At 62.3% G+C, this 16,979-nt stretch carries 14 protein-coding genes; 4 read left to right on the top strand and 10 right to left on the bottom strand.

The window, feature by feature from the left end; all coding sequences use genetic code 11:
* Positions 1–21: 21 nt before the first annotated feature.
* Both ACX3VQ_RS12555 and ACX3VQ_RS12550 read right to left on the bottom strand, forming a co-directional pair.
* Positions 22–1,248 carry a pyridoxal-dependent decarboxylase, exosortase A system-associated gene (locus tag ACX3VQ_RS12555; RefSeq protein WP_462581387.1) on the bottom strand — a complete coding sequence of 409 codons (1,227 nt, stop codon included), beginning with the start codon at positions 1,246–1,248 and terminating at the stop codon, positions 22–24.
* The gene (locus ACX3VQ_RS12550; RefSeq protein WP_462581386.1) at positions 1,245–2,771 is read right to left on the bottom strand and encodes an acyl-CoA ligase (AMP-forming), exosortase A system-associated; all 1,527 of its coding nucleotides are present in this window, start codon (positions 2,769–2,771) and stop codon (positions 1,245–1,247) included. The genes ACX3VQ_RS12555 and ACX3VQ_RS12550 overlap by 4 nt, the downstream gene beginning before the upstream one ends.
* 147 nt (positions 2,772–2,918) lie before the next feature.
* Between ACX3VQ_RS12550 and ACX3VQ_RS12545 the strand changes: the two genes are divergently transcribed.
* Positions 2,919–3,221 (top strand): acyl carrier protein, encoded by a 303-nt coding sequence (locus ACX3VQ_RS12545; protein ID WP_462581385.1) that lies wholly within the window; start codon positions 2,919–2,921, stop codon positions 3,219–3,221.
* Between the two features lie 11 nt (positions 3,222–3,232).
* Here ACX3VQ_RS12545 and ACX3VQ_RS12540 read toward each other — a convergent pair whose 3' ends face one another.
* From ACX3VQ_RS12540 to ACX3VQ_RS12515, 6 genes are all read right to left on the bottom strand, one after another.
* Positions 3,233–4,429: a class I SAM-dependent RNA methyltransferase gene (locus tag ACX3VQ_RS12540; protein WP_462581384.1), complete on the bottom strand. Its 1,197-nt coding sequence runs from the start codon at positions 4,427–4,429 to the stop codon at positions 3,233–3,235.
* Entirely contained in the window at positions 4,422–5,810 is a 1,389-nt protein-coding gene (locus ACX3VQ_RS12535; protein WP_462581383.1) for an NAD(P)H-hydrate dehydratase, read from the bottom strand. The genes ACX3VQ_RS12540 and ACX3VQ_RS12535 overlap by 8 nt, the downstream gene beginning before the upstream one ends.
* Entirely contained in the window at positions 5,807–7,666 is a 1,860-nt protein-coding gene (ilvD, locus tag ACX3VQ_RS12530; RefSeq protein ID WP_462581382.1) for a dihydroxy-acid dehydratase, read from the bottom strand. The genes ACX3VQ_RS12535 and ilvD overlap by 4 nt, the downstream gene beginning before the upstream one ends.
* 55 nt (positions 7,667–7,721) lie before the next feature.
* On the bottom strand, positions 7,722–8,447 hold the full coding sequence (locus ACX3VQ_RS12525; RefSeq protein ID WP_462581381.1) for an N-formylglutamate amidohydrolase: 726 nt from the start codon (positions 8,445–8,447) through the stop codon (positions 7,722–7,724).
* Positions 8,444–9,247, bottom strand: coding sequence for a 4-(cytidine 5'-diphospho)-2-C-methyl-D-erythritol kinase (locus ACX3VQ_RS12520; RefSeq protein ID WP_462581380.1), 804 nt, complete (start codon positions 9,245–9,247; stop codon positions 8,444–8,446). Before ACX3VQ_RS12520 ends, ACX3VQ_RS12525 begins: the two co-directional genes overlap by 4 nt.
* Before the next feature lie 119 nt (positions 9,248–9,366).
* Complete coding sequence (locus tag ACX3VQ_RS12515; RefSeq protein WP_462581379.1) at positions 9,367–11,028, bottom strand: electron transfer flavoprotein-ubiquinone oxidoreductase; 1,662 nt, start codon at positions 11,026–11,028, stop codon at positions 9,367–9,369.
* A 356-nt stretch (positions 11,029–11,384) separates the two neighbouring features.
* Between ACX3VQ_RS12515 and ACX3VQ_RS12510 the strand changes: the two genes are divergently transcribed.
* The 3 genes from ACX3VQ_RS12510 to ACX3VQ_RS12500 all read left to right on the top strand — a co-directional run bounded on the left by ACX3VQ_RS12510 (position 11,385) and on the right by ACX3VQ_RS12500 (position 14,817).
* Positions 11,385–11,876, top strand: a complete 492-nt coding sequence (locus ACX3VQ_RS12510; protein ID WP_462581378.1) for a uracil-DNA glycosylase family protein — start codon at positions 11,385–11,387, stop codon at positions 11,874–11,876.
* A complete protein-coding gene (locus ACX3VQ_RS12505) occupies positions 11,846–13,645 on the top strand; it encodes a lytic transglycosylase domain-containing protein (protein ID WP_462581377.1) in 1,800 nt (599 codons plus the stop codon). The genes ACX3VQ_RS12510 and ACX3VQ_RS12505 overlap by 31 nt, the downstream gene beginning before the upstream one ends.
* An 86-nt stretch (positions 13,646–13,731) precedes the next feature.
* On the top strand, positions 13,732–14,817 hold the full coding sequence (locus tag ACX3VQ_RS12500) for a PA0069 family radical SAM protein (protein ID WP_462581376.1): 1,086 nt from the start codon (positions 13,732–13,734) through the stop codon (positions 14,815–14,817).
* Here ACX3VQ_RS12500 and ACX3VQ_RS12495 read toward each other — a convergent pair.
* Positions 14,814–15,248 (bottom strand): DUF1330 domain-containing protein, encoded by a 435-nt coding sequence (locus ACX3VQ_RS12495; protein ID WP_462572337.1) that lies wholly within the window; start codon positions 15,246–15,248, stop codon positions 14,814–14,816. The genes ACX3VQ_RS12500 and ACX3VQ_RS12495 overlap by 4 nt on opposite strands.
* Positions 15,249–15,250: 2 nt before the next feature.
* The gene (locus ACX3VQ_RS12490; protein WP_462581375.1) at positions 15,251–16,849 is read right to left on the bottom strand and encodes a long-chain fatty acid--CoA ligase; all 1,599 of its coding nucleotides are present in this window, start codon (positions 16,847–16,849) and stop codon (positions 15,251–15,253) included.
* Positions 16,850–16,979 lie beyond the last annotated feature (130 nt).

The raw sequence follows: 16,979 nt of genomic DNA, 5'->3' as shown, positions 1-16,979 counted from the left end.
GTGAACAATCGGTTTAGGCTATCAGACCAGCAATTCCGCGGCTGGCCCATGGCCAAGGAAACTGGCGGGAGAGGCGCTGGCGCCATAGGCTCCGGCACAGAATACCGCGACCAGATCGCCCACGTCCGCATATGGCAAGTGCGCCTGGTCGGCCAACCGGTCAAGCGGGGTGCACAGGCATCCGACCACATTGACCTCTTCATCAGGCCTTGCTTCGTAGCGGGATGCAATGGCGAGCGGATAGTTTCGCCGCACCACCGTGCCGAAATTGCCTGATGCCGCAAGCTGGTGATGCAGCCCGCCATCGGTGACGAGATAGGTCACACCATGGCTTTGCTTACGATCGACTATCCGCGTGAGATAGACCCCTGCCTCGCCAACAAGGTAACGACCCAGTTCGATGCACAAATCGGTGCCATCCAGATTGTCAGGCAGCGAAGAAAATTTTTCCTCCAGTGCAGATCCGATCACAGCAACATCAAGCGGCTCGTCACCATGGAAATAGGGAATTCCGAACCCCCCGCCCATGTTGAGCTTGGGCAATGACCTGCCAATCCCGGTCGCAAGCCGATCGGCGAGCGCCAAGACATTGGCCTGCGCTTCAATGATGGCATCTGCGCTCAAAGCCTGGCTGCCGGTGAAAATATGGAGGCCGCGCCATAGCGCACCAGCCCCGATCACTTCGCGCGCGAGTGCCGGTACGCGCTCGGCGTCCACGCCAAAGGGCTTGGCACCGCCGCCCATTTTCATGCCGGAACCCTTAAGCTCGAAATCGGGATTGACCCGGATCGCGATAAGCGGCGCCACACCCAGTCGCTCGCCAATTGCGAGCGCGCGGCGCGCCTCGCCCTCGCTTTCGCAATTGAGCGTTACCCCGGCGCCGATCGCCGCTTCGATCTCCTCGTCGCGCTTACCCGGCCCGGCAAAGCTGACGCGCGCGGGATCAATCCCCGCAGCCTGAACCAGCGCCAATTCGCCCGCCGAAGCGATGTCAAACCCGTCTACCAAACCGGCCATATGCGCGATGACCGGTGGAAACGGATTTGCCTTCACCGCATAATTGATCCCGAGCCGCGCGGGCATTGCCGCACGCAGGTCCGCAACCCGGCGGTCGATATGTGACCGGGAATAGACGAAGCACGGCGTTCCTCCCGCCTCCGTCACCAGCTCGCTTGCCGTCTTGCCGCCAATCGCCAGCTCGCCGCGAAGCGCTTCGTATCCCGCAGGGATCGGACCAAGCGGCTTCACGCGCCAAGCTCCTTGGTCAGTGCCGTGCGATCGATCTTGCCGTTGGGGTTGAGCGGCATCGCGTCGCGCCAATGTATAAATTGCGGTTGCATGAAATTGGGCAGCTCCCTTGCCAGCAGCTTGGGCAGGCGCGCCTGCGGATCCTCCGCACCAAGTTCTGCCCGCACCACCAGATGCACCGCCTGCCCTAGCCGCTGATCGGCAATTCCCAAAGCGACAGCTTCCGCGACGAGACCTGTGGCGAGCGCAGCTTCCTCGATCTCCTGCGGGCTGATGCGATTGCCCTGGCTCTTGATCATCGCATCTCGCCGCCCGGCGAAATACAGCAAACCGTCTTCGTCTCGCCGGACCCTGTCGCCCGACCAGACCGCGATTCCGCCATATTTCGACGTGGCTGGCGCAGGTTTGAACCGCTCCGCCGTTCGTTCGGGATCCTGCCAATAGCCTTGCGCCACCAGCGGGCCGCAATGGACCAGTTCGCCTTCCTCTCCCGGCGCGGCGAGCTCGCCCGCATCGTTCATGATCAGGATTTCGGCAAAGGGAATCGCCCGGCCCATCGAAGTGGGATGGCTCTCGACCAGTGAGGGATCAAGATAGGTCGAACGGAATGCTTCCGTCAGCCCGTACATCGGGAAAAGCCGCGCATCGGGAAATATCCGGCGCAGATTGCGGACAAGATCGGTTGTCAGCGCGCCTCCGCTATTGGTCAGCCGCCGCATCGGTGCCACCGCCTCATCGCTCCATTCGAGCTCGGTCAGCTGAACCCAGAGCGGCGGAACCGCTGCCAGAGTGGTGATGTTATGCCTTGCGCAAGCCTTTATAACGTCGCGCGCGAACAGATATTCGAGCGGCACCACCGATCCGCCTGCATACCAGGTGCTAAGCAGCTGGTTCTGGCCATAATCGAACGACAGCGGCAGTAGCGCCAAGGTCACATCATCTGCCGCCATGCCGAGATAATGGGCCACGCTGACCGCCCCGAGCCACATGTTGGCGTGGCTCAGCATCACCCCTTTGGGCCTGCCGGTCGAACCACTGGTATAAAGGATCGACGCCAGCGTATCTGGACCAGCTGTAGAAGGCGGCAAGTGCCCGCCCAGTTCAGCGGCGGCATCGAGTGCGGCCTGCTCATCCATCAGGCGGCATTGGGCAGGGACATCGCCCTCACCCAGCGATTTGAGCCGCGCGGGCGTGCCGATCAGCAGTTTTGCGCCGCTGTCGGCCAATATGTGCGCCACCTGCAAATGTTTGAGCAGCGGATTTACCGGCACATGCACCAGCCCCGCCCGCGCTGCCGCCAGGGGCATCAGGCAGGTAAGTTCGTCTTTGGCGGCCCAGCTTGCCACCCGTGCGCCCTTCTCCGGCACTTCATGCGCCAGCCATGCGGCAAGCCGCCCCACCTGCACACGCAAATCGGCATGGCTCAGGGTCTTGTCGCGCAGCACAAGTGCAGGATCGCTATCGGCCCCGCATTCCGCGATATGGTCGATCGGCTTCGGGGCAAGGTCCAGCGCAGCGCTCATTGTGGCGCACCAAACCCAAGGATCGGTGCGCGGTCAATCACGGATTCGCCACATTTTCGCTATCTTGCACCAGCTTGCCCCCGCCGCTAATGGGAGCGCCCGTTTTACGCGATTGCGAGGGACCGCCAAAGGATGGCCGCCAACAGCATGTCAGACGAACAGGAACAGCAATCAGGCCTTGGCCGGAGCCGTGTCGAAATTGATCGCATGCTCAAGGCCATATTGGTCGATGTTCTAGGGCTCGCCCCCGATGTCGTTGCGGCTTTCGAGGGAGATTCGGGCCTGTTCGGCCACTTGCCGGAACTCGATTCCATGGCTGTCGCGGGGCTCTTCACGGAGATAGAGGACCGCTTTGAAATCCTGATCGATGACGATGATGTCGATGCCGAAATGCTCGAAACCTACGGCGGGCTGCTCGCTTTTGCTGAAATGAAGGTCATCGAGGGCTAAGCCCTCCTGCGCTAGCGGGTAAAATAGCTCGCGAGCTCGACATGCGTTGACCACCTGAACTGGCCAACCGGACGCAATTTCTCCAGCCTGAATCCTGCTTCGATGAGCCGCGCGATGTCACGCGACCAGCTGACCGGATTGCAGCTGATATAGACGACGCGGTTGATGCTGCTGTCGGCAATCTGCGCTACCTGTTCTTTGGCCCCCGCGCGCGGAGGGTCCAGCAGCACTGCCTCAAAGCGGTTCAATTCTTCGGGTTGGAGCGGATTGCGGAACAGGTCGCGGTGCATTGCAGCAATTGGCAGGCCAGCGGCTCCCGCCGCTGCTTTGCAAGCCAGATGGGCATCGCGCGCAGCCTCCGCCGCCAGCACCTTCGCAGGCCCGGCAAGCGCAAAAGCGAATGTACCCAGCCCAGCGAACAGGTCAGCCACACTGGTCGCATCCCCGATCCAGTCTTTTGCATCGGCGGCCAGCCTGTCCTCGCCGTCCTGCGTGGCTTGCAGGAAACTGCCCGGCGGAAACCCGACCGGTCGGCCCGAAAGCGTAATAGTGACCGGCTGCGGCTCCCACATGATTTCAGCGCCATAACCCTGGTCGAGCGACAACCGTGCCAGACCACATGCCTGCGCCAGCTCCAGCGCGGCCTCTGTCGCGGCGAGCCCCTCGAGCGTCAGGTGCTTAAAACTGCAATCAACGCCCTGATCAGCCAGTGTAAGCTCTATATCGATCGGGCGCTTGTCCGCGTGGGACGCAATGAAGCTGCGCAGCGCAGGCAAGACCTGCGCCAGCTCTGGCCGCAGAACGAGGCACTCATGGAGGTCGACGATCCGGTGCGAGCTTGCTTCGCGAAACCCGATCACCGCGCCATTTGCAGCGCGCAAGGCGTGCAGCGTCGCGCGGCGGCGGCTGTGCGGCGGCGAGAGATGCGTCGGCAGAAGCTCACCGATTTCGATGCCCTGCTTCCTGGCAGCGAAGGTCACACGCTCGGTAACGAATTGCGATAGTGCCTGCTCGTTGGCGTGTTGCAACTGGCATCCGCCGCAGTTGGCGTAGTGTCGGCATGGCGGCTCTACATGATGCGGGCCATGCTCCAGCGAGCCATTGGCGCGCAACATGTCGCCCGGAACGCCGCCCGGCGCGTGCCTTCCATCAGCGGTTACGCCGTCGCCCTGCGAGGCGATACGAATAATCTGGTCAGGCTCAGTCACAGGCTGCGGCGATAGCGCCGGAAACGGCCAGCGCAAGATCATCCGCTGTGAAAGCTGCACCGCACTTCCGCGCCGCCTCGCCATGCAACCACACTGCCTGGCTCGCGGCCTCGAACGGATCAGCGCCGGTCGCCATGCGGCTGATCGCGATCCCGGCCAGTACGTCGCCCGATCCCGCGACTGACAGCCAGCTTGGTGCAGGCGGCGCCACGGCAAGCCGCCCATCGGGCGAGGCAATCAGCGTATCAGGCCCCTTGGCCAGGATCACCATGCCGCTCGCCCTGGCAAGGGCCAGCGCGCGCGCCTGTCGGCCCGATGCAACCACCGCAAAGCTGTGGCAGAGAGCTTCAAGCTCGCCTTCATGCGGCGTTGCCAGCAACGGCACTGCTTCAGGCAGCATCTGCGGTTTTAACAACACCAGCGCATCCGCATCCAGCAGCGCGGGTTTGCCGCAAGCAAGTGCCCCTTGCAGGCGTTCTTCCGCCTCGCGGTCCCTCCCCAGCCCCGGACCAACCAGCAATGCCGTGATCCGCCTGTCCCCTGTGGCTTCATCAAGTGGGGATTGATCAATCACCAGGCCCGGCGGCGCAGCGATGGGAACATGGTGCGCCAGCAATTTCACGTAGCCAGCCCCTGCGCGCATCGCAGCCTGGCTGGCGAGAAGCGCCGCGCCGGGCATCGCCCCAGCCACGATGGCGCATAGCCCGCGGGTGTATTTGTGCGCATCTTGCGCGGGCCTTGAGATGCGCGGTTTGCGGATCAATTGCGCAGCGCCCCTGACTGCCCCGACCCCGATCGGGACGAGCTTCAGATCGCCCATCATCGCACGGGCGGGCAAGCGGTGATGAGCGAACTTCCACGCGCCAAGCGCAATCGTCAGCCGGTATTCGGGCAATTTATCGTTGAGCAGCGCACCGTTGTCACTCTCGACTCCCGAAGGCAGGTCAATCGCAATGCGCACCGGGTGGCGTTCGGCCAGATCGCGCAGCAGCAATGCATGTTCGGCACTTAGCGGGCGGGTAAGCCCGGAACCGAACAGGCAATCGACCAGCACATACCCCTTCGCCTGCTTGCCGGAACCAAGCAGAACACCCCTGTAGGAGCGGCGGGCATTGCTTGCCGTGTCTGTCTTTGGTGCGATCGGGGCCACCACTTGCACCGGCAAGCCCCGCGCGCGCAGGCTCTCGGCTATCACATAGCCATCGCCGCCATTATTGCCGGGCCCGCAGAGCACGGTCACCGGTCTGCCTGCTGCCAGGCGCCAGACCCACTCGGCCGAACCCTGGCCGGCTACCGCCATCAAGGCATCGGCGCTGGTCCAGCCATCGATCAGCGCCTTTTCGGCGGCCTGCATCTGGGCAATTGTGAGAACCTGATTCAAGGTTCCCCCTGGTTCCGATCAAGCTGCGAAATATCCCGTATGGCCCCGCGTGCTGCGCTGGTCGCCATGGCAGCGTAAGCCTTGAGTGCGGTGGAAACCTTGCGCGGGCGTTCGTGCGCGGGCTGCCAGCCCTTCACCTCTTGCGCGGCACGGCGCTGCTCGAGCACGTCCTCGTCAACCTCAAGCGAGATCGAACGGTTCGGAATATCAATTGCGATGATGTCGCCTTCTTCGACCAGCCCGATTTCGCCGCCTTCAGCCGCCTCGGGGCTTACATGGCCGATCGAAAGGCCCGAAGTTCCGCCCGAAAAACGTCCGTCGGTCAAAAGTGCGCAGGCCGCACCCAGCCCCTTGGATTTGAGGTAGCTGGTGGGATAGAGCATCTCCTGCATGCCGGGGCCGCCCTTGGGCCCTTCATAGCGGATCACCACCACATCGCCTTCTTGCACCTTGTCTCCCAGGATTGCTTCGACTGCGGCATCCTGGCTCTCATAAACCTTGGCAGGGCCGGAGAAGGTGAGGATGCTTTCGTCAACCCCAGCAGTTTTTACGATGCAGCCATCGCGCGCGATATTGCCATAAAGCACCGCCAGCCCGCCATCCTGGCTAAAGGCGTGTTCGGCGCTGCGGATCACGCCATTCTCGCGGTCGAGATCAAGCGCGTCCCAGCGGCGCGACTGGCTGAAAGCGGTCTGGGTCGGCACACCGCCCGGCGCTGCTGAATAGAATTCGTGCACCTTGTTGTTCTGCGTGCGGCTGATGTCCCAATCGTCCAGCGCATCGCCCAGTGTCGGGCTGTGGACGGTGGGCAGCGCGGTGTGAAGCAGGCCGGCCCGATCAAGTTGACCCAGGATCGCCATGATCCCGCCCGCGCGGTGGACATCTTCCATGTGGACGTCGCTCTTCGCCGGGGCAACCTTGCTTAGGCATGGCACGCGGCGGCTGAGTCGGTCGATATCTTCCATGGTGAAATCGACCTCAGCCTCGTAAGCGGCGGCGAGCAGGTGGAGCACGGTGTTGGTCGAGCCGCCCATCGCGATATCGAGCGACATGGCATTCTCAAAAGCTTCGAAGCTGGCGATGCTGCGCGGCAGCACGCTGGCATCGTCTTCCTCGTAATGGCGGCGCGCGAGTGTGACTATCAGCCTCCCGGCGCGGCGGAAAAGTCCTTCACGGTCGGCATGGGTCGCAAGTACGGAGCCGTTGCCAGGCAGTGACAACCCAAGGGCTTCGGTGAGGCAGTTCATCGAATTGGCGGTGAACATTCCGCTGCATGATCCGCAAGTCGGGCAAGCGCTACGCTCAATCTCAGCCACTTCTTCGTCCGTGTAGCGCTCATCTGCGGCGGCGACCATGGCATCGACCAGGTCGAGCGCCTGGGTCTTGCCGTTCAGCACCACCTTGCCCGCTTCCATCGGCCCGCCACTAACAAAGACCACCGGAACATTGATCCGCAGCGCCGCCATCAGCATGCCGGGAGTGATCTTGTCGCAATTGGAAATGCACACCATCGCGTCGGCGCAGTGCGCGTTGACCATGTATTCGACGCTGTCGGCGATCAGATCACGGCTGGGCAGCGAATAAAGCATGCCGTCATGCCCCATCGCGATCCCGTCATCGACCGCGATGGTGTTGAATTCCTTGGCGACGCCGCCCGCAGCCTCGATCTCGCGTGCCACAAGCTGGCCGAGGTCCTTGAGATGCACGTGCCCCGGCACGAACTGGGTGAAGCTGTTGACCACTGCGATGATCGGCTTCCCGAAATCGTCATCCTTCATGCCGGTGGCGCGCCACAACCCGCGCGCGCCGGCCATGTTGCGGCCATGGGTTGTGGTGCGGGAACGATAGGTAGGCATGGTGGGCTCCGGAAGAAAATTGCGCGAATGCCGCGCTTGCAGTGCCCCTACACGGCTATTCGGCCAGCTTCAACGCCACTTCATTGCAGATTTTGACCAACCACTGCGCCCACTCGCTTTGCCCCGCCGCACCGGTGATCTGGTCCTGGCGGATCTCGATGCCGAAATAGGGCCGCCCATGCGCCTCGGCATGGCGGTTCATCGTGGCGTTTAGGAGCTTGCCCGAATAGGGCTGCTGGTCGCCGACTATCAACCCCTCTGCCTCGAGCAGCGGAATGGCGATGCACGCGGCGCGGTCATCCTGATTGTACAATACGCCCACCTGCCATGGGCGTTGCTCGTCGCTGCTGGCAAGGCGCGGGGTGAAGCTGTGCAGCGAGAGGATCAGCGCGGGTGGGGCTGCATCGAGCAGCTCTTCCAGCGCGTGGTGATAGGGGCGAAAGAACCGCGCCAGCCTCGCCTCGTGACCGGCATGGTCGATAGCGTTGCCGGGTATCGCATGCCCATCGCTGGCGATGGGGATGGTCGCGGGCTGGTGCTCATCGCGGTTGAAGTCACACACAAGGCGGCTGACATTGCCCTGAAACGCAGCAAAACCCGCTTGGCTCACCATGATTTCAGCGACCTGCGCGACGCCTATATCAACTGCGATGTGTTCATTCAGCAATGCCGGATCGATGCCAAGGTCGATATCTTGCGGAACTCGATTGCTGGCGTGATCGGAGACGATAAGCACGCCGCCTGCGCGCGGAGTCCCAAGGATGCGGAAGGCTTCGCTCATCGCAGCGCACCCGCCATGGTCCACCAATCGCCGGGCATTGCGGCTTGTGCGCCGTCGCGCTGCGCTGCGCTGTCATAAAGCGCAAAGCAGGTGGCGCCGGAGCCGGACATGCGGGCAAGCCATGGATCGGTCGCGCGCAACGCAGCAAGCACATCGGCGATCACCGGGCACAGCGCGATGGCGGGTGCTTCGAGGTCGTTGCGCCCTTCGCGGGCGATCCGTGAGGCCGGGCCAACGGGAAGCGCCCCGCGATCCGTGCCGTCCCATTCCTTGAACACCGGGCCGGTGGAGAGCGGCACGCGCGGATTGACCAGCAGCACCGGGGTTCCGACTAGGTCGTTCTCGACCGGCTCAAGCTCGATGCCAATACCGCGCCCTATAGCCATTTCGCTACGTACGCAGGCGGGCACGTCCGCGCCCAGCTTCGTGGCACGATCCTGCCAGTCATCGGGCAGACCGTGGAGGCGCTCGACCAGCCCGAACACCGCGCCCGCATCGGCCGAACCACCGCCCAGCCCGGCTGCGACCGGCAGGTTCTTTTCGAGCTCGATCGCCAGCCCGCCGGGACGCGGCAGGCTTGAGAGTGCCTTGGCGACGAGATTGTCAAAGGGATCAGAAAGTTGCGAGGCAAACTCGCCAAAGCATCGAACTTCATCCTGCTCCGCCGATTGAGCAGTCAGCACATCGCCTTGGTCAACGAATGCGAACAGGGTTTCCAGATCGTGATAGCCATCCTCTCGCCGCCGCAGAACATGCAGCGCAAGGTTGATCTTGGCGTAAGCGGTTTCGGTGAGGCTCAAACTTCAGACTTTCGTCATTGCGAGGAGCCGAAGGCGACGCGGCAATCCAGTTTCCGGCGCCTGACCAAAGCGAAACGTTCGAAGCTGGATTGCTTCGCTACGCTCGCAATGACGAGCTCCTACATATTCGGATAGTTCGGGCCGCCGCCGCCCTCCGGCGTGACCCAGTTGATGTTCTGGTTCGGGTCCTTGATGTCGCAGGTCTTGCAGTGGACGCAGTTCTGGCTGTTGATCTGGAACTTCATCTCGCCCGTCGCTTCGTCCTCAAGCCATTCATAGACGCCTGCCGGGCAATAACGCGCCGATGGGCCTCCGAACACCTTGAGTTCGCTTTCTTTCTGCAGCGCGAGGTCGCCAACCTGCAAATGACACGGCTGGTCCTCGGCGTGGTTGGTGTAGCTGTAGGCGACGTTGGTCAGCTTATCGAAGGTGATCACTCCGTCGGGCTTGGGATAGTCGATCTTCGGATATAGGTCTGCCCTGCCCGTCTTGGTGTAATCTGGATCGTGCTTCATCGAGACCGGCAGTCCGATCTTGAGCGTGCGCATCCACATGTCCGCTCCAGCCAGCAAGGTGCCGATGTCGGACCCGTATTTGGCAACCGCCGGCTGAGCATTCTGCACCAGCTTGAGCTCGTCGGCGATCCAGCTGCTGCGCACTGCCGCGTCATAATCGGCCAGTTCGGTATGCTCCTGGCCCGCGCCGATCGCCGCAGCGATGCTTTCAGCTGCCAGCATCCCGCTTTTCATGGCGGTGTGGCTGCCCTTGATACGCGGCACGTTGACGAAGCCTGCCGCGCAGCCGATCAGCGCGCCGCCCGGGAATGCCAGCTTGGGCACGCTCTGCCACCCGCCCTCGTTGATAGCGCGTGCGCCATAGGCCACGCGCTTGCCGCCTTCGAGATATTCGCGGATCGCCGGATGCTGTTTCCAGCGCTGGAATTCCTGATAGGGCGAGACCCAGGGGTTCTTGTAATCAAGCGCGGTAACAAAGCCCAATGCCACCTGGCCACTGGCCTGGTGGTAGAGGAAGCCGCCGCCCCAGCTATCGCTTTCGCTGAGCGGCCAGCCCTGAGTGTGGATTACGCGGCCCGGCACATGCTTGTCCGGGTCGATATCCCACAATTCCTTGATGCCCAGGCCATAGACCTGCGGTTGGCAGTCTTTCTCGAGGTCGAGTTTGGCCTTCATCTGCTTGGTCAAATTGCCGCGGGCCCCCTCTGCCAACAGCGTATATTTGGCGTGGATCTCCATGCCCGGCTGGTAATCACCCTTATGGCTGCCATCGGCGGCAACGCCCATGTCCTGCGTCACCACGCCGATGACGGCGCCCGCATCGTCGAACATCACCTCGGCCGCGGGGAAGCCGGGGAACACCATCACCCCCAGCCCCTCGGCCTGCTCGGCCAGCCAGCGGCACAAATTGCCGAGCGAGCCGGTGTAGCAGCCATGATTGCTCATCAGGGGCGGCATCATGAGATGCGGCAGAGAGGTCTTGCCCGTCTTCGAGAGCACCCAGTGCCAATTGTCCGTCACCGGTGTTTCAGCCATCGGGCAATTCATGTCGCGCCAGTCGGGAAACAGCTCGCTGAGCGCCTTGGGATCGACCACCGCGCCCGACAGGATATGCGCGCCGATTTCGGAACCCTTTTCGAGCACCACGACCTCGAGGCTATCATTGATCTGCTTCAATCGGATCGCCGCCGCAAGGCCAGCAGGCCCGCCGCCTACAATCACCACGTCGCAGGGCATAGATTCGCGTTCAACAGCTTCGGCGCTCATGAGGGGCTCATCCTTCGAAAATTCCGTGACCAAACTGCCGGCAAGCCTTGATTGCTGCGCCGGGGAAGGTCAAGACCGCATTGGATAGTATGACCCAGGCAGGATGCCTTGAACCGCGCGCAATCGCTGCTGCCCTTGACTGGTGGCGCGAAGCCGGCGTTGATTGCGACTATGCCGCTGACGCTACGGACTGGTTGGCAGCTGCAGCGGTATTGGAGGCCGAAAAGCCTGCTCCCCCGCCAATGTCGCCAGAGCCGCGTGCCGCCCCGCCACTGGCGATTCAGGAAAGCGATTTACTGGGCACTAATCCGCCTTCCGATCTCGCGAGTTTCCGCGATTGGTGGCTCAGCGAGCCAATGCTCGACACGATCGGCCCACGCGGCCGCGTGCCGCCGCGCGGTTCCGCGGGTGCGCGGCTGATGGTGCTGGTGATGGATCCCGAACAAGGGGACAGCGAAACCCTGCTGTCGGGAACACACGGAAACCTGCTGGCCAAGATGCTGGAGGCGATGCAGTTGCGCGCAGATGAGGTTTACCTCGCCTCCGTGCTGCCCCGGCATACTCCGATGGCAGATGGCCCAGCGTTGGCCTTGCAGGGATTCAGTAAAGTATTACAACACCATATCAAGCTGGCTGCACCGCAGGCCGTTCTCGCGCTCGGCACCAACACCCTGCCGCTTTTGGGGCACAATGCAGCGCAAGAGCCTGCCTCTTTACAAAATATTAACCATGAAGGCTTCAGCGTGCCGATGCTGGCGGCAGAAGGGCTCGATGCCATGATGGCAATGCCCCAGCTAAAGGCCCGCTTCTGGCGCAGATGGCTCGATTGGACAGGCAGACCGGCGTAATGAAAGCCACAAAGCTGATAGCACTGGGAATCTCCATCGTGAGCGGCTTAGCCGTGCTAAGTGCTGTGCCAGCCTCCGCCAACGCCAACAGCGCAGCGGAATATTTCCGCGCCCGCGCCCAAAGCAAGAACGTACCGCAAGTCCTGAGCGAGCCTGACCAGCAATATTACCGCGATATCTTTACCGCGATCGCGCAAGAGAACTGGACCAAGGTCGATGATCTGCTCGACGACCGTGAACCCGGCCTGCTGCATCAGGTAGCGCTGGCCGAATATTACACCCATGCCAACAGCCCGCGCGTATCTGCCGAACAGATTACGGCCTGGTTCGGGTTGGGCACAAACCTGCCGCAGGCTGAACAACTCGGCCGCCTTGGCCTCAAGCGCGGGCTCGAATTCATGCCTCCTCTGCCGCAAGAGCAGACCTTCGTGCGCCAGCCCTATGCCTCGAAGCGCTTGCGCCCCCGCAGCGTTGACGATGGCACCATGCCAGAGGACATCTCCAAAGAGATCCTCCAGCGCATCGTCAATGACGATCCCGATGGTGCACGCCTGCTGCTTGACGGAATCGATGCCATGCTTAGCCCCGCTGCCCGCGCCGAGTGGCGGCAGCGGGTTGCCTGGAGCTATTACATTGAAAACCGCGACGCGGCGGCGCTTGCTATCGCGCAAACCGTCGCTGAAGGCAGCGGCGCCTGGGTTGCAGAGGGTGAGTGGGTGGTAGGCCTGGCCGCATGGCGGCTTGGCGATTGCACCACTTCCGCGCGTGGCTTTGCCCGCGCTGCGGAAATCTCGACCAATGCCGAGTTGACCACGGCTGCTCATTTCTGGGCCGCGCGGGCGCTGACTCGGTGCCGTCAACCTGCGCAAGCTGGCGATCATCTTCGCGCCGCTTCTCGCCAGGACGAAACGCTTTACGGTATGCTGGCGCTGGAGCAGCTGGGCCAGGATGTACCCGCCGCCTATGCCGATGCTGACTTTGCTCCGTCCGAATGGCAGCAGCTGCGCGGCATAAACAACGTGCGTGTGGCCGTGGGCTTGTTGGAGATCGGACGGGACGATCTTGCCGACGAGGTGCTGCGGCATCAGGCAAGAATAGGCAACCCAGCCGAATTCGTTGCGCTTTCCCGCCTCGCCCGCGAGCTTGGCCTGCCACAGACCCAATTGTGGATGGCACACAATGCGCCGCGCGGGGCGCAGCCGCTGCCCGCGCTTCGCTATCCCACCGCACGCTGGCTGCCCACCAAGGGTTGGCAGGTGGATCCGGCGCTTGCCTTCGCCCATGCGCTGCAGGAATCGAATTTCCAAACCAAGGCGGTAAGCCCGGCCAACGCCCGCGGTCTCATGCAGATCACGCCGATTACCGTGCAGCAGCACGCGCCGCGGCTGGAAATGAACGCCAGCTACGTCAATCTCAATGATCCCGAGGTCAACCTGGCTTTCGGCCAACGCAATCTCGAGATGCTGCGCGACAGCCGCGCAACCCAAGGGCTGCTGCCCAAGATCATGGCCGCCTACAACGCAGGTCTCACGCCGGTCACACGCTGGAACAGCGAAGTCCGCGACCAGGGCGATCCGCTGCTTTATATGGAGAGCATCCCCTATTGGGAAACGCGCGAATATGTGAACATCGTAATGCGCAATTACTGGATGTATGAGCGGCAATCGGGCGCCCCTTCGGCAAGCCGCCTGGCGCTCGCGCAAGGCATGTGGCCGGCGTTCCCTGAAAGCGGCGGCCCCAGCGGGGTGCGGCTGACCCGTTCGAACTAGGCGATGCAAGCCGATCAAGCTGGCGCCTCGACTTAAAGCGCAATAAACGCTTCCACAACGACTTTGTTCTATATATGTTCTGGACCATGTTGGCCGAGAACAGAAAGATAGCGCGTGGTCGCGGGGCGCAGTCTGGCTCGATTCCCACGCGTTTTGGCCTCGCCGAACGTGAGGTGGACGCCGACTGGCGTGACGCGATGGAAAATGTCGATGGCCAGCCGGTGAAACTGCGCACCACGGTGGCCGAGGAACACCCCAGGACTATTCTCAGCTTCAATCGCTCGCCGGACATTCCGTTTGACCGCTCGATCAACGCCTATCGCGGGTGCGAGCATGGCTGCGTCTATTGCTATGCCCGCCCGACACATGCCTTTCATGACCTTTCGCCGGGGCTGGACTTCGAGACGCGGCTGTTTGCCAAGCCTGATGCGGCGGAATTGCTGCGCGAAACGCTGGCGAAACCCAGATACCGCCCCGCCCCGATCGCCATGGGCACCAATACCGATCCCTACCAACCGATCGAGCGGCGCTACCGGATCACGCGGCAGGTGCTGGAAGTGTGCCTGGAAACACGCCATCCGGTCACAATCACTACCAAGTCTGACCGCGTGCTGGATGATCTGGACCTTCTGGCAGAGATGGCGCGGCACAAGCTGGTGGCGGTGGCAATCTCGGTGACCAGCCTTGATGCTAAGCTATCGGGCAAGCTCGAACCACGCGCGGCTTCACCTGCCAAGCGGCTTGCAGCATTGGAAAAACTGGTCGAAGCGGGCGTCCCGGCGCATGTTTCGGTCGCGCCGATCATCCCGGCGATCACCGATGAGTTCATGGAGCGCATTTTGGAGGAAGCGGCAGCGCGCGGCGTGCGCTCGGCCAGCTGGATCATGTTGCGCCTGCCGCATGAGGTCGCCCCGCTGTTTCGCGAATGGCTCGAAGTGCACTACCCGGATCGCGCGGGCAAGGTGATGCACATTGTCCAGTCGATGCGCGGCGGGAAGGACAATGACGGACGCTTCTTCGAACGGATGAAGCCGCATGGGGTGTGGGCCGAACTGTTCCGCGCCCGCTTTCACAAGGCGCGGTTGCGTTACGGCATCGACAATCCCGAGTTAGAGCTCGATTGTTCGCAGTTCACACTGCCGGAAGTCGGCGGGCAGTTGCGGCTGCTTTAACCAAACCCCCCGCCCGCTTCTCCCGGCTTGAAACGGATCAGGCGGCTATCGACCAAGGCAGCGGTGCGGTTTACGACGGCGAGCTGGTATTCAGGGTCCTTGATCATTTCGAAAAAAGCCCCGGCATGGGGATATTGCGCGATAAAGCCATCGTGCCATTGCTTGTCGGTCGGCCCGGTCACCATCGTCTGGAACGCGCCGCGCCACACGATGCTGCCGCCCACCCGGCGGAAGATCGGGCCGCTGGTCTTGCCATATTCCTCATAGGCCCGCCGCCCGCTCCAGCCATTGCCGTGGTGCTCATGCCCTTCGGGATATTCGGCAAGCTCGCGATAAAGCAGCAGGTTGAGCATGTGGATCGGTTCATCGCGCGGCAGGGCCTTGAACGCTGCGAAATTGGCTGGCGAAGGATCGATATAGATTTCGCTCACGCTTATACCTCCAGCTTGTAGTCCGCGAACTGGTCCCGCAAATTCTTCTTGCTGATCTTGCCGGTTGCGGTGTGCGGGATCTCGTCGATGAATTCGACCGCATCGGGCAACCACCATTTGGCGATCTTGTCAGTGAGGAAATCGAGCACATCCTGAGCGGTCAAATCGGCACCCTCCTTCTTGACCACGAACAGCACCGGGCGCTCGTCCCACTTCGGGTGGTACATGCCTACCGCGGCCGCCTCCGCAATATCGGGATGGCCCATTGCCGCGTTTTCGAGCTCGACCGAGCTGATCCATTCGCCGCCGGATTTGATCACGTCCTTGGTCCGGTCGGTGAGTTGCAACGTGCCATCCGGGTGAAGGATGCCCACGTCACCCGTGTCAAACCAGCCTTCGTTGCTCGCCGCGTCCTTCTCGGCCTTGAAATAGCGCTTGATGATCCACGGCCCGCGGATTTGCAGCGCGCCTGACGATTTGCCATCGCGCGGCAGCTCGGTCAGCATGTCGTCAAGATCCACCGTGCGCAGCTCTACACCGAAGACCGGGCGTCCCTGCATCGCGGTCTTTGCGACTTTCTCTTCGAAGCTGAGCTCGTCCCAATCCCAGGTTGGCCCGCCAACCGTGCCAATCGGCGAAGTTTCGGTCATGCCCCATGCGTGCTGCACGCGCGTGCCGTTCTTCATCAGTCGCTCGATCATGAACTTCGGGCAAGCCGAGCCCCCGATGGTCGCCGCCTTGAGCGGAGGCAGGTCAATCCCTTCCCTGTCGCAATACTGGAAATGCGCCAGCCAGACTGTGGGCACGCCCGCGCTCTCGGTCACACCTTCGCGGATCATCAGCTCATGCAGCACCGCCGGATCGTTGACTGCGGAAAATACGAACTTGATCCCCGCCATCGCGCCGGCATAGGGCAGGCCCCAGCTCGCAGCGTGGAACATCGGCACCACCGGCAGCATTACCGAGGAACTGCTGAAGTTGAACGCGGCGGGCTGCAACCCCGCCATGGCGTGCATCATGGTTGAACGATGTTCGTACTGCACACCCTTGGGATTGCCGGTGGTTCCCGAGGTATAGCAGATCATGCAGGGATCGGTTTCTGCGCCCGTAACCCACTCGAAACCGCCGTCCTGCTCGCCGATCCAGTCTTCGAAATCGGGCGAATGTTCGCCCGAATCGTAACAGATATAGTGCTCTACCGTGGTCCAGCGGGACCGCATCCGGTCAACGATAGGCTGGAATGCCGCGTCATAGCACAGCACCCGGTCTTCGGCGTGGTTGACGATATATTCGAGCTGATCGTCGAACAGGCGCGGGTTCACCGTGTGGAGCACCCCGCCCATGCCCGCAACGCCATACCAGCTGACCAGATGCCGCGAATGGTTCATTGCCAGGCTGGCGACGCGATCGCCCTTTTTGATACCCATCGCCTGGAGCGCCTGAGCCATCTTGAGCGCGTCACGCCGGATGCCGGCCCAGTTCGTGCGCGTCTCGCTGCCATCGGCCCACCGGGTCACGATCTCGCGTGTACCCGCTTCGCGCGCCGCGTGATCGATCACGTGGGTAATGCGCATGGTCCAATCCTGCATGGCTCCGAGCATCGGTTTTCTCTCCTCCTACCGATCTATATTTCCCCCTCATGCCGAGGGTTGCCGCGCTTGGCAATCACTCAAAAATGCGGCTGGCAAACTGAAAAAGGGGGCAGATCGCTCCGCCCCCAAGTCCATAGAC

Source organism: Altererythrobacter chaiwopuensis, assembly GCF_054957735.1.
The sequence above is the reverse complement of the archived record's forward strand: the minus strand, read 5'-3'. Positions and strand labels throughout refer to the sequence as shown.